At 75.0% G+C, this 23,734-nt stretch carries 22 protein-coding genes and 1 pseudogene; 12 read left to right on the top strand and 11 right to left on the bottom strand.

The features are described 5' to 3' along the window. Positions 1 to 49 precede the first annotated feature (49 nt). From ABD353_RS01850 to ABD353_RS01875, 6 genes are all read left to right on the top strand, one after another. The gene (locus ABD353_RS01850) at positions 50 to 925 is read left to right on the top strand and encodes a TrmH family RNA methyltransferase (RefSeq protein ID WP_344621644.1); all 876 of its coding nucleotides are present in this window, start codon (positions 50 to 52) and stop codon (positions 923 to 925) included. A 47-nt stretch (positions 926 to 972) separates the two neighbouring features. Beyond that, positions 973 to 2,076 carry a sensor histidine kinase gene (locus ABD353_RS01855; RefSeq protein WP_344621645.1) on the top strand — a complete coding sequence of 368 codons (1,104 nt, stop codon included), beginning with the start codon at positions 973 to 975 and terminating at the stop codon, positions 2,074 to 2,076. Between the two features lie 235 nt (positions 2,077 to 2,311). Next, a complete protein-coding gene (gene pheS, locus ABD353_RS01860; protein ID WP_344621646.1) occupies positions 2,312 to 3,433 on the top strand; it encodes a phenylalanine--tRNA ligase subunit alpha in 1,122 nt (373 codons plus the stop codon). Beyond that, complete coding sequence (pheT, locus tag ABD353_RS01865) at positions 3,433 to 5,946, top strand: phenylalanine--tRNA ligase subunit beta (RefSeq protein ID WP_344621647.1); 2,514 nt, start codon at positions 3,433 to 3,435, stop codon at positions 5,944 to 5,946. The genes pheS and pheT overlap by 1 nt, the downstream gene beginning before the upstream one ends. A gap of 259 nt (positions 5,947 to 6,205) precedes the next feature. After that, positions 6,206 to 7,084 carry a chitosanase gene (locus ABD353_RS01870; RefSeq protein WP_344621648.1) on the top strand — a complete coding sequence of 293 codons (879 nt, stop codon included), beginning with the start codon at positions 6,206 to 6,208 and terminating at the stop codon, positions 7,082 to 7,084. A 96-nt stretch (positions 7,085 to 7,180) separates the two neighbouring features. Next, the gene (locus tag ABD353_RS01875) at positions 7,181 to 7,915 is read left to right on the top strand and encodes a DUF7873 family protein (RefSeq protein WP_344621649.1); all 735 of its coding nucleotides are present in this window, start codon (positions 7,181 to 7,183) and stop codon (positions 7,913 to 7,915) included. 430 nt (positions 7,916 to 8,345) lie between these two features. Here ABD353_RS01875 and ABD353_RS01880 read toward each other — a convergent pair whose 3' ends face one another. The 3 genes from ABD353_RS01880 to ABD353_RS01890 all read right to left on the bottom strand — a co-directional run bounded on the left by ABD353_RS01880 (position 8,346) and on the right by ABD353_RS01890 (position 10,121). Then, complete coding sequence (locus ABD353_RS01880) at positions 8,346 to 8,819, bottom strand: DUF732 domain-containing protein (protein ID WP_344621650.1); 474 nt, start codon at positions 8,817 to 8,819, stop codon at positions 8,346 to 8,348. A 101-nt stretch (positions 8,820 to 8,920) separates the two neighbouring features. Then, positions 8,921 to 9,148 (bottom strand): hypothetical protein, encoded by a 228-nt coding sequence (locus ABD353_RS01885; RefSeq protein ID WP_344621651.1) that lies wholly within the window; start codon positions 9,146 to 9,148, stop codon positions 8,921 to 8,923. Between the two features lie 109 nt (positions 9,149 to 9,257). Next, positions 9,258 to 10,121 (bottom strand): 3-hydroxybutyryl-CoA dehydrogenase, encoded by an 864-nt coding sequence (locus ABD353_RS01890; protein WP_344621652.1) that lies wholly within the window; start codon positions 10,119 to 10,121, stop codon positions 9,258 to 9,260. A gap of 232 nt (positions 10,122 to 10,353) precedes the next feature. Between ABD353_RS01890 and ABD353_RS01895 the strand changes: the two genes are divergently transcribed. Beyond that, a complete protein-coding gene (locus ABD353_RS01895; protein WP_344621653.1) occupies positions 10,354 to 11,172 on the top strand; it encodes an SDR family NAD(P)-dependent oxidoreductase in 819 nt (272 codons plus the stop codon). Between the two features lie 24 nt (positions 11,173 to 11,196). Here ABD353_RS01895 and ABD353_RS01900 read toward each other — a convergent pair whose 3' ends face one another. The 5 genes from ABD353_RS01900 to ABD353_RS01920 form a co-directional block, all read right to left on the bottom strand. Beyond that, a complete protein-coding gene (locus tag ABD353_RS01900; RefSeq protein WP_344621654.1) occupies positions 11,197 to 12,207 on the bottom strand; it encodes a ketopantoate reductase family protein in 1,011 nt (336 codons plus the stop codon). 64 nt (positions 12,208 to 12,271) lie between these two features. Then, positions 12,272 to 13,039 carry an alpha/beta fold hydrolase gene (locus ABD353_RS01905; protein WP_344621655.1) on the bottom strand — a complete coding sequence of 256 codons (768 nt, stop codon included), beginning with the start codon at positions 13,037 to 13,039 and terminating at the stop codon, positions 12,272 to 12,274. Continuing rightward, positions 13,032 to 13,934, bottom strand: a complete 903-nt coding sequence (locus tag ABD353_RS01910) for an arylamine N-acetyltransferase family protein (protein WP_344621656.1) — start codon at positions 13,932 to 13,934, stop codon at positions 13,032 to 13,034. Before ABD353_RS01910 ends, ABD353_RS01905 begins: the two co-directional genes overlap by 8 nt. A gap of 61 nt (positions 13,935 to 13,995) precedes the next feature. Further along, the gene (locus ABD353_RS01915) at positions 13,996 to 14,649 is read right to left on the bottom strand and encodes a GNAT family N-acetyltransferase (RefSeq protein ID WP_344621657.1); all 654 of its coding nucleotides are present in this window, start codon (positions 14,647 to 14,649) and stop codon (positions 13,996 to 13,998) included. 91 nt (positions 14,650 to 14,740) lie between these two features. Beyond that, on the bottom strand, positions 14,741 to 15,673 hold the full coding sequence (locus ABD353_RS01920; protein ID WP_344621658.1) for a DMT family transporter: 933 nt from the start codon (positions 15,671 to 15,673) through the stop codon (positions 14,741 to 14,743). Positions 15,674 to 15,786: 113 nt separating this feature from the next. Between ABD353_RS01920 and pdxR the strand changes: the two genes are divergently transcribed. Then, positions 15,787 to 17,169, top strand: coding sequence for a MocR-like pyridoxine biosynthesis transcription factor PdxR (gene pdxR / locus ABD353_RS01925; RefSeq protein ID WP_344621659.1), 1,383 nt, complete (start codon positions 15,787 to 15,789; stop codon positions 17,167 to 17,169). Positions 17,170 to 17,292: 123 nt separating this feature from the next. Here the strand turns inward: pdxR and ABD353_RS01930 are convergent. Then, positions 17,293 to 17,805: pseudogene (locus ABD353_RS01930) on the bottom strand (GNAT family N-acetyltransferase); the annotation flags it as partial. Positions 17,806 to 17,971: 166 nt separating this feature from the next. Here ABD353_RS01930 and ABD353_RS01935 point away from each other — a divergent pair. Continuing rightward, positions 17,972 to 18,415 carry a hypothetical protein gene (locus ABD353_RS01935; protein WP_344621660.1) on the top strand — a complete coding sequence of 148 codons (444 nt, stop codon included), beginning with the start codon at positions 17,972 to 17,974 and terminating at the stop codon, positions 18,413 to 18,415. A 52-nt stretch (positions 18,416 to 18,467) separates the two neighbouring features. Further along, positions 18,468 to 19,052: a GNAT family N-acetyltransferase gene (locus ABD353_RS01940; RefSeq protein ID WP_344621661.1), complete on the top strand. Its 585-nt coding sequence runs from the start codon at positions 18,468 to 18,470 to the stop codon at positions 19,050 to 19,052. Between the two features lie 40 nt (positions 19,053 to 19,092). Here ABD353_RS01940 and ABD353_RS01945 read toward each other — a convergent pair whose 3' ends face one another. Next, a complete protein-coding gene (locus ABD353_RS01945; protein ID WP_344621662.1) occupies positions 19,093 to 19,686 on the bottom strand; it encodes a hypothetical protein in 594 nt (197 codons plus the stop codon). A 224-nt stretch (positions 19,687 to 19,910) separates the two neighbouring features. Here ABD353_RS01945 and ABD353_RS01950 point away from each other — a divergent pair, with 224 nt between their 5' ends. Continuing rightward, entirely contained in the window at positions 19,911 to 21,065 is a 1,155-nt protein-coding gene (locus ABD353_RS01950; RefSeq protein WP_344621663.1) for a methyltransferase, read from the top strand. A gap of 148 nt (positions 21,066 to 21,213) precedes the next feature. Here the strand turns inward: ABD353_RS01950 and ABD353_RS01955 are convergent, their stop codons facing one another. After that, the gene (locus ABD353_RS01955; protein WP_344621664.1) at positions 21,214 to 22,431 is read right to left on the bottom strand and encodes a beta-ketoacyl-[acyl-carrier-protein] synthase family protein; all 1,218 of its coding nucleotides are present in this window, start codon (positions 22,429 to 22,431) and stop codon (positions 21,214 to 21,216) included. A gap of 262 nt (positions 22,432 to 22,693) precedes the next feature. Between ABD353_RS01955 and argC the strand changes: the two genes are divergently transcribed. After that, on the top strand, positions 22,694 to 23,722 hold the full coding sequence (gene argC / locus ABD353_RS01960) for an N-acetyl-gamma-glutamyl-phosphate reductase (RefSeq protein WP_344621665.1): 1,029 nt from the start codon (positions 22,694 to 22,696) through the stop codon (positions 23,720 to 23,722). Positions 23,723 to 23,734 lie beyond the last annotated feature (12 nt).

A 23,734-nucleotide genomic window follows, 5' to 3' on the forward strand; every position in this document is an offset into this window, starting at 1 on the left:
ACCGCCTGCGGGCCCGATGCGCATTCCAGGCCCCTCAGAGAACGAGAGCATGCAGAGCACCGACACCCCCCTGCTGACCTCCCTGCGCTCCCCGCGCGTCGTCGCGGCGCGACGGCTGGCCCGGCGGAACCAGCGCGGCAAGGACCGCCGCTTCCTGGCGGAGGGCCCGCAGGCCGTCCGCGAGGCCGTGGCGTACGGGCGGCTGCCGGGCTCGGCCGAGCACGCGGTGGTCGAGATCTACCTCACCCCGCAGGCGCTGGAGCGGCACGCCGACATCGCGGACGCCGCCCGCGCGGCCGGGCTGCCGCTGCTCACCGCCACCGAGGAGGTGATCGCGGAGATCTGCGACACCGTCACCCCGCAGGGCGTCGTGGCGCTGTGCCGCTTCATCGACACCCCCTTCGAGGAGGTGCTGGCCGCGCGGCCCCGACTGGTCGCGGTGCTCGCGAACGTCCGCGACCCCGGCAACGCCGGCACCGTGCTGAGGACGGCCGACGCCGCCGGCGCGGACGCCGTGGTGCTCACCGACGCCTCGGTGGACCCGTACAACCCGAAGGCCGTCCGGGCCTCGGTCGGCAGCCTCTTCCACCTGCCCTTCGCCACCGGCGTGCCGATCGAGGAGGCCGTCGCCGAGCTGCGCGCGGCCGGGGTGCGGGTGCTGGCGGCGGACGGCGCGGGCGAGCGCGACCTCGACCAGGAGCTCGACGAGGGCACTCTCGGCGCGCCGGTCGCCTGGGTCTTCGGCAACGAGGCCTGGGGCCTGCCGGAGGAGACCCGCGCGCTCGCCGACGAGGTGGTGCGCGTGCCCATCCACGGACACGCCGAGAGCCTCAACCTGGCCACGGCCGCCGCCGTGTGCCTCTACGCCTCGGCCCGCGCGCAGCGGTCGCCCGGAGGGTGTCGCACACGGCCGCAGGAGCGCTAGGGTCGGCCTCGGCGGGGAGCACGGTGGTGGGTCAGGGGAGGACACCCATGGTCGGCAGCGGGGCGGAGCTGGACCCGGACGACCTGCCCGACGGCCTGGTCGTCGCGGACGCCGACGGCCGGGTGGTCTGCTTCAACCGGGCCGCGGCCCGGCTCACCGGGCGCCGCCGCGACGCCGTGCTCGGCACCCCGCTGGAGGACGCCCTGCCGCTGGAGGACCTCGACGGCCGCCGCTGGTGGAAGCTCACCGACCCGTACGGCGGCCTCGCGGTGCGCACCGGCCAGCCCGAGCGGAACCTGCTGCTGCCCGGCGGCTGCGAGGTGCTGGTCTCCGCCCGGTACGTCCGGGAGCGGCCCGGCGGCCCGGTACAGCGGGTGGTGGTGGCGCTGCGCGGCACCGAGGCCCGGCGGCGCACCGAGCGCAGCCACGCCGAGCTGATCGCCACCGTCGCGCACGAGCTGCGCTCCCCGCTGACCAGCGTCAAGGGGTTCACGGCGACCCTGCTGGCCAAGTGGGAGCGGTTCAACGACGGGCAGAAGCGGGTGATGCTGGAGACCGTCGACGCCGACGCCGACCGGGTCACCCGGCTGATCGCCGAGCTGCTCGACATCTCCCGGATCGACGCGGGCCGGCTGGAGATCCGCAAGCAGGTGGTCGACCTGGCGGCGGGCGTCCGCCGGCACGTGGACGGCAAGGTGGCCGCCGGCATCCCGGCCGAGCGCTTCGACATCCGGATCGCCGACGGCCTGCGCCAGCAGTGGGGTGACCCGGACAAGATCGACCAGGTGCTGGCCAACCTGCTGGAAAATGCCGTGCGGCACGGCGAGGGGACTGTCACCATCGAGGTGGCCCCCGCCGTCGAGATCGTCGAGGCGGCCGGCCGGCAGCATCCGGGCACCCCGCCGAGGACGGTGGAAGGGACAGCGGTCACCGTGAGCGACGAAGGCAGCGGCATCCCCGAGGAGTCGATGCCGCGCGTCTTCACCCGGTTCTGGCGCGGCTCCAAGCGCGGCGGCACCGGGCTCGGCCTCTACATCGTCAAGGGCATCGTGGAGGCGCACGGCGGCGTCATCCGGATCAGCAGGGCCCCCTCGGGCGGCGCCCGGTTCCGATTTACCCTGCCCGCGGGCGTGCCGGACTTCATGCTGTAGGTCCGCGCCCGGCGGGCTCCTCGCGCACACGGCCACGGACGGCGAACCGGCCGTCGGCGTGCTGCGACTACACTCGACCTTTGGCGTTGTGGGACGCCCTGCGCGGCCGTGCCGCGGACACCCCTCCCGGTCGCCCCCCCGGCACCGGCCAGGGGCTGCCCGTGTTCCGGCCACGCCGGGCGTAGCGCAAGGGCGAGCCATCCACTTCACGAGCAGGAGCACGGGAAAGATAGAGATGTCGGCACCCAACAAGTCGTACGACCCGGTCGAGGTCGAGGCCCTCAAGCCCGAGGTGGTGGAGCAGGCCCGGGACGAGGCGATCGCCGCGTTCGCCGCCGCCGCCGACCTCGACGCGCTGAAGCAGGCCAAGGTCGCCCACACCGGCGACCGTTCGCCGCTCGCGCTCGCCAACCGTGAGATCGGCGCGCTGCCGCCGCACGCCAAGGCGGCGGCGGGCAAGCTGATCGGCCAGGCCCGCGGAGCCGTCAACCAGGCCCTGGCGCGCCGCCAGGCCGAGCTGGAGGCGGAGCGGGACGCCCGCGTGCTGGTCGAGGAGGCGGTGGACGTCACCCTGCCGTACGACCGCGCACCGCGCGGCGCCCGGCACCCGCTGACCACCATGGCCGAGCGCATCGAGGACACCTTCGTCGCCATGGGCTACGAGGTCGCCTCCGGCCCCGAGGTCGAGGCGGAGTGGCTGAACTTCGACGCCCTCAACCTGCACCCGGACCACCCGGCCCGCTCCATGCAGGACACCTTCTTCGTGCAGGCCCCGGACGGCTCCGCCGACTCCGGCGTGGTGCTGCGCACCCAGACCTCCCCGGTGCAGATCCGCACCATGCTCGACCGCCAGCCGCCGCTGTACGCGGTGAGCCCCGGCCGGGTGTACCGCACCGACGAGCTGGACGCCACGCACACCCCGGTCTTCCGCCAGGTCGAGGGCCTCGCGGTGGACGAGGGCATCACCTTCGCCGACCTCAAGGGCACCATCGAGGTGCTGGTCGAGAAGCTGATCGGCGGCCACCTCGAACTGCGCTGGCGCCCCTCGTACTTCCCGTTCACCGAGCCGAGCGCCGAGGTGGACCTGCAGTGCTTCGTCTGCCGCGGTGCGAGCGTCGGCAACCCGGACCGCCCCTGCCGCACCTGCTCCTCCGAGGGCTGGATCGAGCTCGGCGGCTGCGGCGTCGTCAACCCCCGGGTGCTGGTCGCCGCCGGTGTCGACCCCAACCGCTACAGCGGGTTCGCCTTCGGCCTGGGCCTGGAGCGAATCCTGATGAACCGCCACAACGTCGCCGACATGCGCGACATGGTCGAGGGTGACGTCCGCTTCACCCTCCCGTTCGGGATGGAGATCTGATGCGCGTCCCGCTTTCCTGGCTGCGCGAGTACGTCGACCTGCCGGCGGGCGAGACCGGCCGCGACGTGGCGGCCCGGCTCGTCCGGGCGGGCCTGGAGGTCGAGACCGTCGAGCAGCTCGGCGGCGACCTCAAGGGCCCGCTGGTGGTCGGCGAGGTGCTCTCCATCGAGGAGCTGTCCGGCTTCAAGAAGCCGATCCGGCACTGCTTCGTCAACGTGGGCGACGCGAACGGCACCGGCGAGCCGCAGGAGATCGTCTGCGGCGCGACCAACTTCCAGGTCGGCGACCGGGTCGTCGTGGTGCTCCCGGGCGCCGTGCTGCCCGGTCCCTTCCCGATCGCCGCCCGGCAGACCTACGGCCACACCTCGGCCGGCATGATCTGCTCCGCCCGCGAGCTCGGCATGGGCGACGACCACAACGGCATCCTGGTGCTGGAGTCGCACCTGGAGCCCGGCACCGACGCGATCGAGCTGCTGCAGCTGGTCGACGAGGTGCTCGACATCGCGGTCACCCCGGACCGCGGCTACTGCCTGTCCATGCGCGGCGTCGCCCGCGAGGCCGCCGCCGCGTACGGGCTGCCGCTGGCCGACCCGGCGCTGCTCGACGTGCCCCCGGCCAACGCCTTCGGCTACCCGGTCAAGGTCGCCGACCCGGCGGGCTGCGACCGCTTCGTCGCCCGCACCGTCACCGGTGTCGAGCCGGCCGCGAAGTCGCCGATCTGGCTGCAGCGCCGCCTGCAGAAGTCGGGCATCCGCCCGATCTCGCTGACCGTCGACATCACCAACTACGTGATGCTCGAGGTCGGCCAGCCGCTGCACGCCTACGACCGGAACCGCGTCCGCGGCGCGATCCTGGTCCGCCGCGCGGAGGAGGGCGAGACCCTCACCACGCTGGACGGCGTCAAGCGCAAGCTGTCCGCCGAGGACCTGCTGATCTGCGACGACTCCGGCCCGATCGGCCTGGCCGGCGTCATGGGCGGCGCCACCACCGAGATCCTCGACCCGGTCCTCGACCCGGAGACCGGCGAGGTCGTCGGCTCCACCGAGGTCGTCATCGAGGCCGCCCACTTCGACCCGATCAGCGTCGCCCGCACCGCCAAGCGCCACAAGCTGCCCTCCGAGGCGTCCAAGCGCTTCGAGCGCGGCGTCGACCCGGAGGCCGCCCGCGCCGCCGCGCAGCGCGCCGTCGACCTGCTGGTGCTGATCGCCGGCGGCACCGCCGAGGCCGGTGTCACCGACATCGCCGCCCCGCACCCGGTGCGCACCATCGCCATCGCCGCGGACCTCCCGGACCGGGTGGCGGGCACCGAGTACGGCCGCGAGACGGTCACCCGCCGCCTGCAGGAGATCGGCTGCACCGTGGTCGGCGCCGACGTCCTGGAGGTCACCCCGCCGAGCTGGCGCCCCGACCTCACCGACCCGTACGACCTCGCGGAGGAGGTCATCCGGCTGGAGGGCTACGACAACGTGCCCGCCCGGATGCCCAACGTGCCGCCGGGCCGCGGTCTGACCGAGGCGCAGCGCTTCCACCGGCGGATGGGCGTCGCGCTGGCCGGCGCCGGCTACGTCGAGATCAACGCCTACCCCTTCCTGGGCGAGGCCGCGTTCGACGGGCTGGGCCTGGAGAAGGACGACGAGCGCCGCCGCACCGTCAAGCTGGTCAACCCGCTCAACGACGAGGAGCCGGCGCTGCGCACCACGCTGCTGCCGGGCCTGCTCGGCGCGCTGCGCCGCAACGTCGGCCGCGGCAACACCGACCTGGCGCTGTTCGAGACCGGCACGGTCTTCCTGCCCAAGGCGGAGCTCAAGGTCGCGCCGCGGCTCTCGGTGGAGCGCCGGCCGACCGAGCAGGAGCTCGCCGAGCTCGACGCCGCACTGCCGGACCAGCCGCGCCGGGTCGCCGTCGCGCTGGCCGGCGAGCGCCAGCCGTCCGGCTGGTGGGGCAAGGGCGTGCCGTCCTGCTGGGCGGACGCGGTCGAGGCGGCCCGCACCGTCGCGCGCGCGGCCAACCTGGAGCTGACCGTCCGACAGGGCCAGCGCGCCCCCTGGCACCCCGGCCGCTGCGCCGAGCTGCTGGTGGACGGCCGGGTGGTCGGCCACGCCGGTGAGCTGCACCCGCGCGTCGTCAAGGCGCTGCACCTGCCGGAGCGCACCAGCGCGATGGAGATCGACCTGGACGTGCTGCTCGCCGACGGTGTGCGGAAGGTCAGCGGTCCGCCGGTGTCGGCGTACCCGGTGGCCACCCAGGACGTCGCGCTGATCGTGGGCAGCGAGGTGCCGGCCGCCGAGGTCGAGGCCGCGCTGCGCGAGGGCGCCGGCGCCCTGCTGGAGTCGATCCGGCTGTTCGACGTCTTCACCGGCGAGCAGGCCGGCGAGGGCAAGAAGTCGCTGGCGTACACGCTGCGCTTCCGCGCGGACGACCGCACGCTGACCGCGGACGAGGCCTCGGCCGCCCGCGAGTCGGCCGTCGCGGCGGCGGGCGGGCGCACCGGCGCGCTGCTGCGCGGCGCCTGACGCCCCGGCCCGACGGGCCCCGTTCCGGACTCCGCGTCCGGGGCGGGGCCCGTCGGCGTTTTGGGCCCCGGTCGCCAGCCGCCCTGCGGGCACGGCGAGTTGGCGAACGTTAGGTGGGCCTTAAGGCTGCGTGCAGGTTGGTCCGACCCTCTTGCGGGTTGAATGCCATGGCCGCTTCAATCCCTGTTAGGAAAGTTTCCTAACCGGAGCGCCCCGGGCATCCCCATGCCTGCGCGCGAGTCGACCGACGGAGCACCAGATGACTGCACAGTCCCGCACCGCCCGCACCGACGTCCGTTCCCACCGGGCCCGCAGCCGGGCCGGCCGCACCGCCCTCGCGGTGCTGCTCGCCGCCGTCCCGCTGACCGTCGCCACCGCGACCCTCGGCGCGAGCGGCGCCGGCGCGTCCGTGGTCAGCGCCGCGTCGGTCGGCCTGGACGACGCCCACAAGAAGGACATCGCCATGCAGATCGTCTCCAGCGCGGAGAACTCCTCGCTGGACTGGAAGGCCCAGTACAAGTACATCGAGGACATCGGCGACGGCCGCGGCTACACGGCCGGCATCATCGGCTTCTGCTCCGGCACCGGCGACATGCTGGACCTGGTCGAGCACTACACCGACCTCAAGCCCGGCAACGTCCTGGCCAAGTACCTGCCCGCGCTGCGCAAGGTGAACGGCACCGACTCGCACAGCGGCCTCGGCACCGCCTTCACCAAGGACTGGGCCGCCGCCGCCAAGGACACCGTCTTCCAGAAGGCCCAGAACGACGAGCGGGACCGCGTCTACTTCAACCCCGCCGTCCAGCAGGCCAAGGCCGACGGTCTGCGGGCGCTCGGCCAGTTCGTCTACTACGACGCCATCGTGATGCACGGCCCCGGCGACAGCTCCGACAGCTTCGGCGGCATCCGCAAGGCGGCCATGAAGAAGGCCAAGACGCCCGCCCAGGGCGGCGACGAGGCCACCTACCTCAACGCCTTCATGGACGCCCGCAAGGTCGTCATGAAGAAGGAGGAGGCGCACGCCGACACCAGCCGGGTGGACACCGCCCAGAAGGTCTGGGTCAAGGACCGCAACTTCGACCTCAACACCCCGCTGAAGTGGAAGGTCTACGGCGACAGCTACCAGATCAACGGCTGATGCCGCGCCGGGCCCGGGGACGGTCCCCCGACCCCCGTCCCCGGGCCGCGGTAAATCGCACGACAGCGCGGACGGGCCGCTGTTAGCCTCCCGGACGTGGCGAAACTCAACCAGATCATCGCGGTCGAAAAGGGCGTCAAGTCCAAGTCCTTCCAGGAGCTGACGACGGCCCACCACGGCCTGCAGAAGCCCGCCCTGCTCGCCGGGATCTCCCGCACGTACCAGCCGAAGGACGAGGAGGGCGAGCAGCTCCCGCCGGAGTCCACCCGCGTGCAGGTGCGCGCCGAGGACATCCTGCGCGACACCGCCGCCTCGCTCACCCGGCTGTTCGACGTGACCGCCACCAAGGACCACGCCAACTGCGCCGCCCGCGCGGACGTCGTGGTCGACGGCCGGCCGCTGCTGACCGACGTGCCGGTCACCTACCTGCTCTTCCTGGAGAAGCAGCTCACCGACCTCTACACCTTCGTCCGCAAGCTGCCGGTGCTGGACGCCTCCGAGTCCTGGACGCCGGACGCCTCCACCGACGCGTGGAAGACCGAGCCGGTGCGCACCATCCGGACGAAGAAGGTCCCCCGCAACCACGTGAAGGCGGAGGCCACCGAGAAGCACCCGGCCCAGGTCGAGGTGTACTACGAGGACATCGCGGTCGGGTACTGGACGACCGTGAAGTTCTCCGGTGCGCTGCCGGCCCGGCGGGTCAACGAACTCGTCCAGCGGGTCGAGAAGCTGCAGCAGGCCGTGCAGTTCGCCCGCGAGGAGGCCAACGCGGCGGAGGTCGTCGACAAGCGGGTCGGCGACGCCGTCTTCGGCTACCTGTTCGGCCAGTAGCGGCCGGACCCACGATCCCCCTCCTTGAGCGGAGGGGTGCGCGAACAGCGCAGAAGCTGACACTGAAAGTGAAGCTGACACAGGGGTGACAGTGGAGGTTCGAATCCTCCCCCCGGCACCACCGCGCCGGGGTGGCCCAAGGGCAGAGGCAGCCCCCTGAAACTCAGACTCCCGCTCAAGTCTCAGCATCCGCCGCCGAGCGCCGGATCGAACGGGTGCGGACGGAAAGCCTCGGATGCGGGTTCAAGTCCCGCCTGTGCCTCTCCCCGTGGCACGGTAGTTCAAAGGCAGAACACGAGGCTCTGAAGATGATCCGCAGCCTTAAACGTGCCGGTGCGCGCAATTGGGTGGCACCTCAGGGGCCCGGGAGCTGGATACCGCTCCCGGGCCCCGTCACGTCCGCCGCGTCACGTCCGCCGCGCCCACCGGGTCACGGGCAGAGCGCCGCCTTGACGATCACCGCGATCATCTGGCCCTGCTGGTCGGTCACCTTCGCGCCGGTCGCCGCGAAGTAGGTGGTGGTGTTCTTCGCCACCGTCGCGTCGTCCTTGCCGGCCTTGATGTCGGCGCAGGTCTGCTGCGCGGCGGCGACGGTCTTCTGGTTGTCCGCGGCCAGCTTCGGGTCGATCTGCTTCAGGCCGGCGACCATCGCCAGCTCCTTGGCCAGCTGGGTCGGGTCGGCCGTGCCGGCCGCCTTGGTGGGGGCGGTCGGGGCGGCGGTCGACGCCGCCGGCGCCGCGCTGTCGGCAGCGGCCGGGGTGCTGGCGGCCGGGGCCGCCGCGGTGGCGGCGGCGGAGGACTTCGCCGGCGCGGCGGTGCCGCCGCCGTCGCTGCCGCACGCGGTGAGGGACAGGGACAGGGCGGCAGCAGCGGTGAGGGTGGTGACGATCATTCGAGTTCGCATGGCATCACGGTGTCAGAACGATCACCGTATGCCGAGGCCTGTGACCATGCTGTGACGGCGCTGTGCCACGGGAGTGGCGCAGGCCCGTCGGTCGGCGGGGGTCACCCGGCGGGTGCCGCCTCGTACTCGCCGAGCCCGACCCGGACGAGGTCGCCGGAACGGCACAGCTCCATCAGGTCGCGGCGGATGATGTGCGGCTCCGGGGAGGTGTCGTACTGAGCCTCGGCCCGCCGCCAGTCCCAGCGGCCGCCCTCCTCCCGGATGGCGGCCAGCAGCCGCTGGCGGCGGGCGGTGACGAGGACCCCGCGCGCGACGCTGATCCCGTTCAACTGGACTACCCCTGTGGTGAGCTGCTCGGGTGGCTGGAGGTGGTGGTGCGAGTGCGACGCCCCGCCCGGAGGGGCCGCCCCGGACGGGGACGCCGCGGGCCCGCCGGGATCAGGCGGTGTAGTCGTAGAAGCCGCGGCCGGACTTGCGGCCCAGCAGGCCCGCGTCGACCATCCGGGACAGCAGCGGCGGCGCCGCGTACAGCGGCTCCTTGTACTCGTCGTACATCGAGTCGGCGATCGACACGATGGTGTCCAGGCCGATCAGGTCGCACAGCCGCAGCGGGCCCATCGGGTGGGCGCAGCCCGCCTCCATGCCCTTGTCGATGTCGGCCGCGGTCGCCACGCCCGACTCGAACATGCGGACCGCCGAGAGCAGGTACGGCACCAGCAGGGCGTTCACCACGAAGCCGGCCCGGTCGCGGGCGCGGATCGGCTCCTTGCCGAGCGCCTGCACGGTGAACTCCTCCACCCGCGCGGTGGTCTCGGCGGAGGTGGTCAGGGTCGGGATGACCTCGACCAGCTTCTGCACCGGCGCCGGGTTGAAGAAGTGCAGGCCGATGACCTGCTCGGGGCGGCTGGTGGCGGCGGCCAGCTTCACGATCGGGATGGACGAGGTGTTGGAGGCCAGGATCGCGTCCCGGCGCTCGACCACCCGGTCCAGCGTCTCGAAGATCTGCACCTTGATGTCCTCGCGCTCCGCGACCGCCTCGACCACCAGGTCGCGGTCGGCGAAGTCGGCGAGGTCGGTGGTGAACGAGAGCCGGTCGAGCGCCTCGTCCCGCTGCTCCTCGGTCAGCTTGCCGCGCTTGACCGCGGTCTCCAGCGAGTTGGTCAGCCGGGTACGGCCGAGCTCCAGGGCCTCGCCGGTCGCCTCGGAGACGAGCACGTCCAGACCGGAGCGGGCGAAGACCTCGGCGATGCCCGACCCCATGAGGCCGCAGCCGATCACTCCGACGCGCGCGATGTCACTCACTCAGTTGCCCTTCACGGTGGTGCCGGGGGTTGCCCGGCGAGGTGCTGTTCAGCGGCCCGGCGCCGGGGCTCGGTGGGCCCCACACGCGTGTCCTGGTCGACCGTACTACTCCCGGGCGCCGGACGGTGGCGCTGGGCCGTTCGGATGACCCCGGGCCCCGGTCCGGCCGGGCGGCCCGGCGCCGCGGCCGGACCGGACCAGAATGCGGAGCAGCCGCAGGAGGGAGCACGCAATGGGGACGGGATCACTCGCCGGCCAGGTGGGCCTGGTCACCGGGGCGGGCCGCGGCATCGGCCGGGAGATCGCGATCGGCCTGGCCGCCGAGGGCATGATGGTCGGCCTGGTCGGGCGCACCCACGCCACGCTCACCGAGACGCTCCGCGAGTGCGTCAAGCACGGCTCCCGCGGGGTGGCGGTCAGCGCCGACGTCACCCGGCCCGGCAACGTCCGGGAGGCGGTGCGCACCGTCGAGCGCGACCTCGGCCCGATCGACCTGCTGGTCAACAACGCCGGCGAGATCGACCACGTCGAGGTGCCGCTCTGGGAGGCCGACCCCAACCAGTGGTGGCACGTGCTGGAGACCAACCTGCGCGGCCCGTTCAACCTGCTGCGCAGCGTCCTGCCCGGCATGGTCGAACGCGGCGGCGGCCGGGTGATCAACATGAACTCGGGCTTCGCGCTGCGCCCCGACGGCGTCTACACCGCCTACGCCACCTCCAAGGCGGCCCTGCTCAAGCTCTCCGACAACATCGCCGACTCGCTCGCCGAGCACCGCGTGGTCGTCCTCGACATCAGCCCCGGCGCCGTCCGCACCGACATGACCGAGGCCATGCCGATGTTCAAGGACAAGAAGGACTGGGGCTCGGTCGCGTACATGGTGGCCGTCGCGGTGGACGCCGCCCGGGGCCGCTTCGACGCCCTGCACGGCCGGTTCGTGCACGCCGGCCGCGACGACCTGGAGCAGCTGTGCGCCCGCGCAGCGGAGATCCGCGACGCGGACGCCCGGACGCTGCGGCTGCGCCCGTACGGGCCGGACGACCCGGTGGTCTGAGCCGCCGGGTCACGCCTCGGGCGGTCAGGTCTCCGGGCCTGACGCCTCCAGCAGCGCCGCCAGCTCGGCCTCCGGCAGGCTGCCCGGCGCCCGGCCCTCGCGGGCGAAGGCGTTGGCCAGCCGCTGCAGCGCCGCGTTCAGCGGGGTCGGTACCCCGTGCTGCCGGCCGAGCAGCACGATCTCGCCGTTGAGGTGGTCCGCCTCGATGTCGCCGGCGCCGCGGGCCAGGCTCTGCCAGGACGAGCCGCCGCGCCGGCTCTCCCCGTCGACCGGCACCAGGGTGACCCGGCCCGACCAGGCGGCCCGCTGCTCCTCGCGGTCGGCCCGGCCGATCCCCGCGGCGTCGAGCACCGCCTCGCCCTCGGCGACCGTCCGCCGGGCCAGCTCCAGCCGCAGCTCGCCGTCGACCGGGCCTCCCACGGCCTCCAGGGCGTTGTTCAGGTTGCCGAGCAGCTTGGCGTACTTCCAGCGCATCACGTCCGCGCTCGCCCGGGCACCGACGTGCGAGGCGGCGAGGTCCGCGGCGATCCGCCCGGCGGTGTCGTCGCTGCCCCGGGGGAAGCGGCCGACGTGCAGCACGCCGCTGACCGGGCTGCCCTGGGCGAGGACCCGGCCCGGCTCCAGGTGCGAGGAGGGCAGCCAGACGCACACCCCGTACACGCGGCGGAAGCGGCGCAGCGCGAGGCGCTCGTTCTCGACGCCGTTCTGCGCGCACAGCAGCGGCAGCAGCTCGCCCGCGGTGCCGCCGCCGGCCACCGGGCGGGCCGCCCACGCGTCCAGCAGCGGCAGGGAGTGCTGCGTCTTCACGGCCAGCACCAGCACGTCCCCGGGCCGCAGCTCCAGCTCCTCGGGCCCGCCGACGGCCGGGACGGCGAGGGTGCGGCCGCCCTCCGGGGTGGTCAGCCGCAGACCGTCCTCGCGCAGGGCCGCCAGGTGGGCGCCGCGGGCGACCAGCACCACCTCGTGGCCGCCCTCGTGGAGCCGCCCGCCGACCGTCCCGCCGACCGCGCCGGCGCCGATGATGATGTATCGCATGCCCCCGACCCTGGCACGTCCCCGGCGGGACGCGCCAGGGCCGGTGCCGCCGGCCGTCGCCCCGTCAGCGCGCCGCGGCGACCGCCCGGGCGAAGCCGTCCGGGTTGTCGAGCATGACGTTGTGGCCGCAGTCCGGGACGGCGACCAGGCGCACCCCGGACGCCGCCAGCCGCTCGGCGCCGTCCGGCGGGCCGTCCGCCGCGGGGTGGAGGAAGGTCCGCGGCTGCGGCAGGCCGATCAGCAGCTCGCGCATGGTGGGCACGGTCGCCCGGACCAGGTGGACGGCGCTGCGGTGCAGGGCCGTCCGCCCGGCCAGCCGCATCGTCGACCACCAGTGCGGCCCGACCCCGTCGCGGACCTGCCGCCAGGCACCGGCCAGGAACTCCTCCTCGGTGAACGAGGCGAGGCCGCTGCTGCTGCCGCCGCCGGGCGGACCGGGCAGCGGCACCGGGTCGAGGTTGGCGTCCACCAGCACCAGCCGGGACACCAGCTCCGGATGGCGGGCCGCCAGCACGATCGCGACGGCGCCGCCCATGGAGTGCCCGACCAGTTCGGCGCCGTCCGCCCCAGCGGAGCGCAGAGCGGCGGCCAGCGCGTCCGCGTGCTCCTCCAGCGTGTAGCCGAAGTCCTCCGGGCGGTCGCTGAGGCCGAAGCCCAGCAGGTCCACCAGCAGCGAGCGGCGCCCGGCGAGCAGCGGATGCAGCGCCGCCTCGGTGAAGTACGCGGGGGAGGAGGCGCCGAGGCCGTGCACGAAGACCCGGGCCGGGCCGGCGCCGGGCAGCTCGACCCAGCGGATCCGGTCGCCGGCCGGGGTGACGGGAGCGCTACGCACCGGCCGCCTCCGGCTCCGGTTCCGCCGCTGCCTCCGCCGCCGTCTTCGCCGCCTCGGCGGCCCGCCAGGCCAGGTGGGCGCCGTGCACCTGCTGCCAGAGCGCGGCCCGCCGCTCGGCGGGGACGTCCGACAGGTCCAGCCCGAAGTGCCCGGTCAGCAGGCCGAACCACTCCTGCTCGTCGGTGACCTCGCGGTCCTCCCGGCCCGCCGCGCCGACCTGCACCAGCAGACAGCCGCGCAGCGCCTCGAAGCCGTCGGCGCCGCGCCGCATCGTGCAGAAGACCTGGACGAACGAGGACTCCGGCGAGGTCGACAGCCGGACGTGCTCACGGACGAAGTCCTCCGGCCCGGCCGGGACGGGCGAGAACTCCATGCCCCGGAACGAGCCCTGCGGGTCGTGCTCCAGCCGCCAGCCGCCCGGCACCACCGCGGACGGCGCCATGCCGAACCGCAGCGCCCCCTGCCGGTGCGTGCCGGTCCGCAGCGGCAGCGGCTCGTACAGGCCGTCGCCGAGGCCGACGTCCGCCAGCCACGCCCCCTCCGCGGTGCGGACGGTGAGCGCCATGTGGTTGCCCGCCGCACCGACCGGCTCCGGGTCGACCTGCCGCTGCACACCGGCCACGTGCCGGGTCGCGTCGAAGCCCAGCGCCTGCAGCAGCGCCGAGAACGCGCCGTTGAGGTGGAAGCAGTAACCGCCGCGGCCGCGCACGATCCGCTCCGCGGACTCGACCGGGTCGACCGTCGTCGGACGGCCCAGCTGGATCTCCAGGTCCTCGTACGGCACCCGCTCGACGTGGGCGCGGTGCAGGGCGGCCAGCGCGTCGGCGGTCGGCGCGGCCGGACGCGGCAGGCCGAGCCGCCGCAGGTACCGGTCGGCCAGATCGGGGTTCAGCATGCGGGGGTCCACCATCTCCGTGATTGCTCGTCGGTCCGGCAACGGGGCTCTCGGTGCCGGTTCACTCCTGCGGGCCCAGCCCGAACTCCGGCAGGCAGGGCCCGAGCCCGGTCAGCTCGACCGCGGGGCGGTCCGTCCGCTCCCAGTCGGCGCGGCTCAGCCGCAGCCGCCGGGTGACCCGCGGCCGGCCCTGCACGTTGTCCCGCTGGACGCCGTCCGGCCGGTAGCCCAGCCGGGCCGAGACCGCCAGCGACGCCGGGTTGTCGGTGAACGCGGCCGAGGTCGCCTCCTCCGCCCCCAGCCCCGCGAAGGCCAGGTGCAGCACGGCCGAGCGCATCTCCCGGCCGAACCCGCGGCCCTGGTGGGCCAGACCGAGCCAGGACCCGGTGCGCACCTCGCGGGTGACGGCGAAGTCCTTGGCGCTCACCGCCTGCACGCCGATCGGCCGGCCCTGCGCGAACACCACCAGCGTCAGCGCCCAGTGGTCCGGCGACCAGGTACCCCGCCGCAGCCAGTGCTGCTGCACCACGGCCCGGGCGCGCTGCGCCGGCGGCACGTCCGTCCAGGCGCTCAGGAACGGCATCCGGTCGGGCTCGTGGAGGCCGGCCGCGGCCACGTCGCCCAGTTCGGCGAGCTCCTCGTCGGAGGGCAGCCGCAGTTCGAGTCGGTCGGTGCGCAGCCGCAGCCCCAGCAGCGGCCAGTGGTCGGAGAGCATTCCGGCATTCTGACCCGCCGTCGGACCGCACCGCACCCGGTTTCCGCCGTACCCGACCCGCATCGGCCGCCGTGCGGCGCGGAGGCCGTCCTCACGGTGCCACGGGACCGCCCGCCGTCCGCGCCCGGCCCGTCCGGGGCGCCCGGGCCCGTCCGGGCCGCCGGGTCCGCAGGCCGAGGCAGACCCCGGCGCCGACCAGCACCGCGCCCAGCAGCTCGCCGGCCCGCGGCACCCCCTCGCCGAGCGCCGCCCCGGAGAGCGCGGCGGTGATCGGCACCAGGCCCGCGAACAGCCCCGCCCGCTCCGCCCCGAGCAACTCCAGCGCCCGGTACCAGAGCAGGAAGGCCACACAGGTCATCGGCACCGCCAGGTACAGCAGCGCGGCCAGCTCCGAACCGCTCGGCACCCGCAGGGCCGCCCGCCCGTCCAGCAGTACCGCCGCCCCGGCGAACATCGGCACCGCCAGCACCGTCACCCACGCCGACACCCCGACCGGGCCCAGCCGCGGCAGCAGCGGCACCGCCAGCAGCGAGAACCCCACCTCGCAGCCGAGCGTGCCCAGCGCGAGGACCGTCCCGACGGCGTCCCCCGCGCCGAACCCCTGCGCGGTCGCCGCGCCGGCCGCGACCACCCCGGCCGCGACGACCGCCCGCCGCCCCGGCCGGCCTCCGGCGAGCAGCGGCCCGAGCACCGCCATCAGCAGCGGCGCGGCCCCGACCACACTGCCCACCCCCGCCGGACCCGAGTGCCGCAGCGCCTGCACCAGCAGCACGTTGAAACCGACCAGGCCGGTCGCCGAGAGCAGGGCCAGCCGCCCCCACTCGCGCGCCGTCGGCCGCGGCGCGCCGGCCGCCGCCCGCAGCGCGAGGGGCAGCAGCAGCCCGGCCGCCAGCAGGTAGCGCAGCGCCTGCCCGCCCAGCAGCGGGTAACCGGCGAAGGCCGCGCTGACACCGGTCGAGCAGCCGAGCATCGTCATCGCGGCCGCGCCGCGCAGACCGCCCGAGGCGGTGGGGGAGAGGGGCACGACCGCCACGCTAGGACGCGGGTGGTCCGCCGCCCAGGTCCACTTCCGCACCCCGTCCGTGGACCACTTCACGGCGCCGGCCCCGGGTACCCTCGCGGGACGGAGGTGACCCGGTGACCGAACTCCTGCTGCCGTTCGACCCGTCCGGGGGCAGCGGCCTCACCGCCCGGCTGACCGCCGCGCTGCGCGAGGCCGTCCGGCAGGGCCGCCCGCCCGCCGGCGGACGGCTGCCCGCCACCCGCACCCTCGCCCGCGACCTCGGCGTCTCCCGCGGCACCGTGGTCGAGGCCTACGCCCAACTCGTCGCCGAGGGCTACCTGGTGAGCAGGCCGGGGGCCGGCACCCGGGTCGCCGACGGCATCGCCCCACCGCCGCCCGCACCACCGCCGGGCCCGTCCGCCCCCGCCGTCCGGTACGACCTCAAGCCCGGCACCCCCGACCTCTCGCTCTTCCCGCGGGCCGCCTGGCAGGCCGCACTGCGCCGCGCCCTCGCCGCCGCCGAACACACCGCCCTCGGCTACGGCGACCCCGCCGGGCACCCCGCACTGCGCGCCGAACTCGCCGCCCACCTCGGCCGGGTGCGGGCCGCCGCGGCCGACCCCGGACGCCTCACCGTGGTCGGCGGCGTCGCCCAAGGGCTCGCCCTGACGGCCCGGCAGCTCGTCCGGCACGGCCACCGCGCCGTCGCCGTCGAGGACCCGGGCTCGCCCGGCACCTTCGGCCTGCTGCGCGCCCACGGCCTCGAACCGCTCGGCGTCCCCGTCGACGGGCACGGCCTGGACGTCGACGCACTCGCCCGGACGGGCGCCCGCGCCGTCCTCGTCACCCCCGCCCACCAGTACCCGACCGGCGTGGTGCTCGCCCCCGAACGCCGGGCCGCCCTGATCGCCTGGGCCCGCCGCACCGGGGGCGTCGTGGTCGAGGACGACTACGACGCCGAGTTCCGCTACGACCGCGAGCCCGTCGGCTGCCTGCAGGGGCTCGCCCCCGACCTGGTCGTCCACCTCGGCTCGCTCAGCAAGTCGCTGGCGCCCGGCCTGCGGCTCGGCTGGGCCGTCCTGCCCGAACCTATGGTCGAGGAGTTCCGCACCGACAAGCAGTACACCGACCTCGGCTGCTCCGCCCTCGACCAGCTCGCCTTCGCCCGGCTGCTCGCCGACGGCGGCCACGACCGGCACCTGCGGGCCGTCCGCGCCCGCTACCGCGCCCGCCGCGACGCCCTGGCCGAGGCGCTCGCCCGGCACCTGCCGGACGCCGCCGTCCGCGGAGTGTCCGCCGGCCTGCACCTGTACCTCGACCTGCCGCCCGGCTGCGCCGAACGGCCCGTGGTCGAGGCGGCCGCCGCCCGGGGCGTCCGGGTCGAACCCGTCGCGCCGACCCGCCTCACCGCACCCGGCCCGCCCGCGCTCGTCCTCGGCCACGCCGCCCTGCCGGAACGCCGGCTCGCCCGGGCGGCACAGCTCCTGGCCGAGGCCGTCGCCGAGACCCGGACCTGACCACGGGGCCGTGGCCTCCGCCCCGCGCCCTCAGCCCCGGGCGCGCCGCCGGAGCCTGAGCCGCCGCAGGGCCGCCCGCGCCGCGGTGCGCCGCCGTCCCGACGACGGCCCGTCGGCCGGGGCGAGTTCCCCGGCCAGCAGGTCCATCAGCAGGCCGTCGTGCCAGGTGCCGTCGGCGCCGCGCTCGTACTGCCGCATCACCCCGACCGGACGGAAGCCGACCTTGCGGTAACAGGCGATGGCAGGGGCGTTGTCGGCGGCCGGGTCGATCACCAGCCGATGGTGGCCGAGCTCCGTCACGAGGTAGCGGGCGAGGGTCCGCACGGCGTCGGTGCCCAGACCGCGGCCGTGCACCGCCGGGTCGAGGTACACGTCGATGCCGGCGTGCCGGTAGTCCGGCTCGTCCTCCTCGTGCCACTGGATCGCGCCGACCACCCGGCCGCGGTACTCCACCGCCAGCACCGGCGTCCGCTCGTCGGCGAGGTCCGATCTCACCTCGGCGACCATGTCGGGCCCGCCGCGCCAGCGGGCCCGCACCTCGGGCGTGGCCCGGATCCCGGCCAGCGCGGGCACGTCGGCGGGGGTCGCCGGGCGCAGGAGGACGGCGGCGCCGGGCAGGGTCGGCCTGGTCTGCATGCAGGCACGGTACCGGCCCGCGTGCGGGGTGACGGCCCGTCGGCGGATCCGGCACGACTTGTCCGGAGCAGCCACCACGCGTCAGCGCCCGACGGCATACTGTCGCCCGGCCGCCCTGCGGCCGACCGGGGCAGGGCAGGACGACACGGGTGGGGGCCGCCGGGCCGTGCAGGAGTTCCGCGGGGCAGGACCCCGCCGGATCGGCCAGTACGAGGTGCTGCGCCCGCTCGGCGCCGGCGGCACGGCGAGCGTGCTCGTGGACCCGCAGTGCGGCGGCGGACCCCGCGAGGTCGTCTACGTCACCGTCGACCTCGACCGCGACCCGCCGTCGGTCAAGGGCAAACGGGCCGACGACACCCCCGTCAACCTCAACGCCCTCAAGCTCTCCGTCGACCCCCACCAGTCCGTCACCTTCGAGATCACCGCCCTCGGCAAGACCTGCGACTGCACCTGGACGGCCGAACTCGGCTACGTCGACCAGGGGCAGACGCACACCCTCACCGTCGACGACCGGGGCAAGCCGTTCCGGATCGCCCAGGGAGGCACCTCCTACCTGCGCTACAGCCGGCTCCAGGGCAACCGCTGGATCGACGCCGAGCTGCGCAACTGACCCGGAGCACAATTGCGTTGCCCGGCCCCGCGCCGCCGCCCAGAATCGCCGGATGACCGCCGACTTCGCCCGCAAACCCGTCCTCACCGGCACCGCCGTGCAACTGCGCCCGTTCCGGCCCGAGGACCTGCCCGACATCACCGCCGCCATCGACGACCCCGAGGTGCAGCGGCTCACCGGCAGCGCCCACCGGCCGCCGATCGACGCCGGGGCGATCGCCCGCTGGTACACCACCCGCAACGAGCAGACGGACCGGCTCGACCTCGCCGTGGCCGACCTGGCGAGCGGCCGCTGCGTCGGCGAGGTCGTGCTCAACGAATGGGACGAGCCCAACCTGAGCTGCAGCTTCCGCACCCTGATCGGCCCGGCCGGGCGCGGCCGCGGCCTCGGCACCGAGGCGCTGCGCCTGCTGCTCGCCCACGCCTTCGACGGGCTCGGCCTGCACCGCGTCCAGCTGGAGGTGTACGCCTTCAACCCGCGGGCCCGGCACGTCTACGAGAAGGTCGGCTTCGTCGCCGAGGGCGTGCGCCGGGAGGCGCTCCGGGACGGCGACGGCTGGGTCGACTCCACCGTGATGGCCGTCCTGGCCGGCGACTGGGCCCGGCACCGCGGCCGACCGGAGGCCGCCGCGAACTGACGACACGTCAACGACCGCTCGGTGGGCCGCCGGTGGTGGTTCAGCGGCCGTGCGGGCGCTCCGCGGGGTCGGCCGGCAGGTCGAAGACGTGCTCACCGTCGGCAGCCCGCACCACCACCCGGTCCGGGCCGTCCCAATGCCCGTCCACCGGGCCGCCCGTCGCCGGGCCGTGCTCGAACACACCCAGCAGCCAGTGCCGCGCCGACCAGCCCCCACCGGTCTCCACCTCCACCGACCAGCACGGGCCGACCGCGTGGCGCACCACCGACAGCAGCCGGTCCGCCCGGCCGGGCGCCACCACCGACATCACGGTGTGCTGCCGCGGCGGACCGGTCACGTCCAGGGCGCCGATCAGCACCCGCAGCGCCAGCACCCCGGCCACCAGCAGCACCGGCGCCGTGAACAGACCACGGCCCGGTCTGCGCGGCGCCAGCACCAGCGCCGCGACCAGCAGCACCCCGGCCGCACCGAGCAGCGGCACCGGGCGGTCCAGCAGCTCCGCCACCCGCACCCGGCCGCCCGAACGCGCCGACCACACCCCGGCCGCGTACCCGGCCACCAGCAGCAGCGCCACCCCGGCCGCCGCACCGGCCGGCCGCCATCCGCGCCCGGCCTCCCGCCCCGCCGCAGCCACCGTGCTCCCCCGAACTGCGGCGCCCCCCGGCGCCGCTTCGCCGCAGGCTAACACCGGCTCACGACCGGGCCGTCGGCACCCGGCGCCCCGGCCCGTGCCGCACCCGACGGACCGTCACCCGGTGGGCGCCGGAGCCGCACCCGGACCGTCACCGGGCCGGGCCGCCCACCGGCCCGCCGCGGCCGTCCGGGACGGTGCCACCGGTCGGCTAGCCTGGGGGAACGATGAACCGCTTGAGCACGCCGTGGGGCGAGATCGACCTCACCCGCCACCCCGAGGACCCCCGCGACCAGCTGCGCGCCTGGGACGCCGCCGACGACTACCTGCTGCGGCACCTGGCGGAGGGCGGCACCGACCTGTCGGGCAGCGTGGTGATCGTCGGCGACCGCTGGGGCGCCCTCGCGACCGCGCTCGCCGAGCACCGGCCCGTACAGATCGGCGACTCCTGGCTCGGCCGGCAGGCCACCCTCGCCAACCTCGCCCGCAACCGCGCCGGCCACGCCGATGGGGTGCGGCTGCTCACCACCCGCGACACCCCGCCGGGCCGGATCGACGTGCTGCTCGTCCGGGTCCCCAAGAGCCTCGCCCTGCTGGAGGACCAGCTGCACCGGCTCGCCCCGGCCGTCCACGAGGGCACCGTGGTGGTCGGCACCGGCATGGTCACCGAGATCCACACCTCCACGCTCAAGCTGTTCGAGTCGGTGCTCGGCCCGACCCGCACCTCGCTCGCCGTCCGCAAGGCCCGCCTGATCCACTGCACCCCCGACCCGGCCCTGCCGCGCACCGGCAGCCCCTGGCCGCAGAGCTACCGGCTGCCGGACGGCATCGGCGCCGCCTCCGGGGGGACGGTCCACAACCACGCGGGCATCTTCTGCGCGGACCGCCTCGACATCGGCACCCGCTTCCTGCTCAACCACCTGCCGGAGCGGCACGGCCCCGAGACCGTCGTCGACCTCGGCTGCGGCAACGGCGTCGTCGGCACCGCCGCCGCCCTCGCCAACCCGGCCGCCGAGGTGCTCTTCCTCGACGAGTCGTACCAGGCCGTCGCCTCCGCCGAAGCCACCTTCCGGGCCAACCTCGGGCCCGACGCCCCGGCACGCTTCGAGGTCGGCGACGGCATGGCGGCGGTCGCCCCCGGCAGCGTCGACCTCGTCCTCAACAACCCGCCCTTCCACAGCCACCAGGCGCTGACCGACGCCACCGCCTGGCGGATGTTCACCGGCGCCCGGCGGGCCCTGCGGCCCGGCGGCGAACTCTGGGTCATCGGCAACCGCCACCTCGGCTACCACGTCAAACTCCGCCGCCTCTTCGGCAACTGCCGCACCGTCGCCGCCGACCCCAAGTTCGTCCTGCTCCGCAGCGTGAAGGGTCACCCCTAGGGCAAGCGGGTGGGGGCAAGCGCCTGGGGGCGCGGGGAACCGCGCAATGCGGGTGCGGCGAGCATCCTGATCGGGGCTGTCCCGGAGCCGCACGGTTCTCCCCCAGCCTTCTTCGGCCGGGAGGTGCCCCCACGCGCCTCTGCGCGTCTCATGCAGGCGTGAACACCAGGGTGGCGTTGTGGCCGCCGAAGCCGAAGGCGTTGGCGAGCGCGGCGCCGACGGCGCCCGTCCGGGGGCCGCCGGTGACGACGTCCAGCTTCACCTCGGGGTCGAGGTCGTCGAGGTTCCGGACGGCCGGCACGATGCCGTCCCGCACCGAGAGCACCGCCGCGATCGCACCCAGCGCCCCCGCCGCGCCGAAGAGGTGCCCGGTCATCGACTTGGTCGCGGTGACGGCGGGGTGGACGCCGATCGCCTCGGTGATCGACTGCGCCTCGGCGAGGTCGCCCTTGGGGGTGGAGGTGGCGTGGGCGTGTACGACGTCCACCGCCAGTGGGGGGAGGTCCGCGGCGGCGAGGGCCCGCCGCATGGCCCGGACCTGGCCCTCCGGGTGGGCCGCGGTGATGTGGTGGGCGTCGGAGGTGACGGCGGCCCCGGCGAGCGTGGCGTACGGGCGGGCCGTGCGGGCGGCGGCGAAGTCGGCCCGTTCCAGGACGACGACAGCCGCGCCCTCGCCGATGACGAACCCGTCGCGTCCGGTGTCGAAGGGCCGGGAGGCGAGCCCGGGGGCGTCGTTGCGGGTGGAGTGCGCCTGGGCCTGGGCGAAGCCGGCCAGGGTGAGCGGGCAGATGCAGGCCTCGGCGCCGCCGGCGACGACCACGTCGGCGCGGCCGAGCCGGATCAGGTCCAGTCCGAGGGCGATCGCCTCCGCGCCGGAGGCGCAGGCGCTGACGGGGGTGTGGGCGCCGCCGCGGGCGCCGAGGTCGATGCTGACCCAGGCCGCCGGTCCGTTGGCCATCAGCATGGGGACGGTGTGCGGCGAGACCCGGCGCACGCCGGATGCCTCCAGCACGTCGTCCTGGCCGAGCATGGTCAGTGCGCCGCCGGTGCCGGTGCCGATCACCACGGCGAGGCGTTCCGGGTCGACCTGGGGGCGTCCGGCGTCGGCCCAGGCCTCGCGGGCGGCGACCAGGGCGACCTGTTCGCAGCGGTCCAGCCGGCGGGCCTGCACCCGGTCGAGCAGTTCGGTCGGCTCGACGGCGAGCCGGCCGGCGATCCGCACCGGCAGTCCGGCCGCCCACTCCTCCTCGATGGCGGTGATCCCGGAGGCCCCCGCCAGCATCGCCGCCCAGGTCGAGGCGGTGTCCCCGCCGAGCGGTGTGGTGGCTCCGAGCCCGGTGACCACCACGTCGGTCCGTGCACTCACTGCTGAACTCCTTTGTGAAACAAACACAACACCGTGCCCGCCGCGGTCGTGTCGCCGGTCGGACCTGTTCGCCACTCTGCCAAGGAACTGATGCCGCATCGGGCACCGGTCGGCACCGAGTCGGGGCGCAGAAGTTTGTAGGGTCCGGACGGTTGGCGGCGCCGAGGGGCGGGGATCGGGCAGGCTGGTCGTGGGGTGTCCGGAGCTCCTTGCATGAATGTTCCGAGGTGCGTATATTCATGCTTAACCAAGGAGGAACGCCATGGCATTGCGAGTCGCCGTCGCCGGAGCGAGCGGGTACGCGGGCGGTGAGGTGCTGCGCCTGCTGCTCGGCCACCCGGAGATCGAGATCGGGGCGCTGACCGGCGGTTCCAACGCGGGCGCCGTCTTCGGCAGCCTGCAGCCGCACCTGCTGCCGCTGGCCGACCGCGTGCTGGAGCCCACCACCCCCGAGGTGCTGGCCGGGCACGACGTGGTCTTCCTCGGCCTGCCGCACGGCCAGTCCGCCGCCGTCGCCGAGGCGCTCGGCGAGGACGTGCTGGTCGTCGACTGCGGCGCGGACTTCCGACTGAAGGACGCCGCGACCTGGGAGAGGTTCTACGGCTCCCCGCACGCCGGCACCTGGCCGTACGGCCTGCCCGAGCTGCCCGGCCACCGGGCCGCGCTCAAGGGCACCAAGCGGATCGCCGTCCCCGGCTGCTACCCGACGGCCGTCTCGCTCGCGCTCTTCCCCGCCTACGCGGCGAAGCTGGTCGAGCCGGAGGCCGTGGTCGTCGCCGCGTCCGGCACCTCCGGCGCCGGCAAGGCGGTCAAGCCGCACCTGCTCGGCAGCGAGGTGATGGGCTCGATGAGCCCGTACGGCGTCGGCGGCGTGCACCGCCACACCCCGGAGATGGCGCAGAACCTCGGCCCGGTGGCCGGCGAGGAGGTCACCGTCTCCTTCACGCCCACCCTGGCGCCGATGCCCCGCGGCATCCTGGCCACCTGCAGCGCCAAGGCGAAGCCCGGCACCACCGCCGAGTCGCTGCGCGCCGCCTACCGGGAGGCCTTCGCGGGCGAGACCTTCGTCCGCCTGCTGCCCGAGGGCCAGTGGCCGCAGACCAGTTCGGTGTACGGCTCCAACGCGGCCCTCGTCCAGGTCGCGCTGGACGAGCACGCCGGGCGGGTGATCGCCATCAGCGCGATCGACAACCTGGTGAAGGGCACCGCGGGCGGCGCGGTGCAGTCCATGAACATCGCCCTCGGCCTGCCCGAGGAGCTCGGCCTCCCGCTGAACGGAGTCGCACCGTGAGCCAGCCCGTGA

Origin of the sequence: Kitasatospora arboriphila (assembly GCF_039528095.1) — a bacterium.
Classification (GTDB): Bacteria; Actinomycetota; Actinomycetes; order Streptomycetales; family Streptomycetaceae; genus Kitasatospora; species Kitasatospora arboriphila.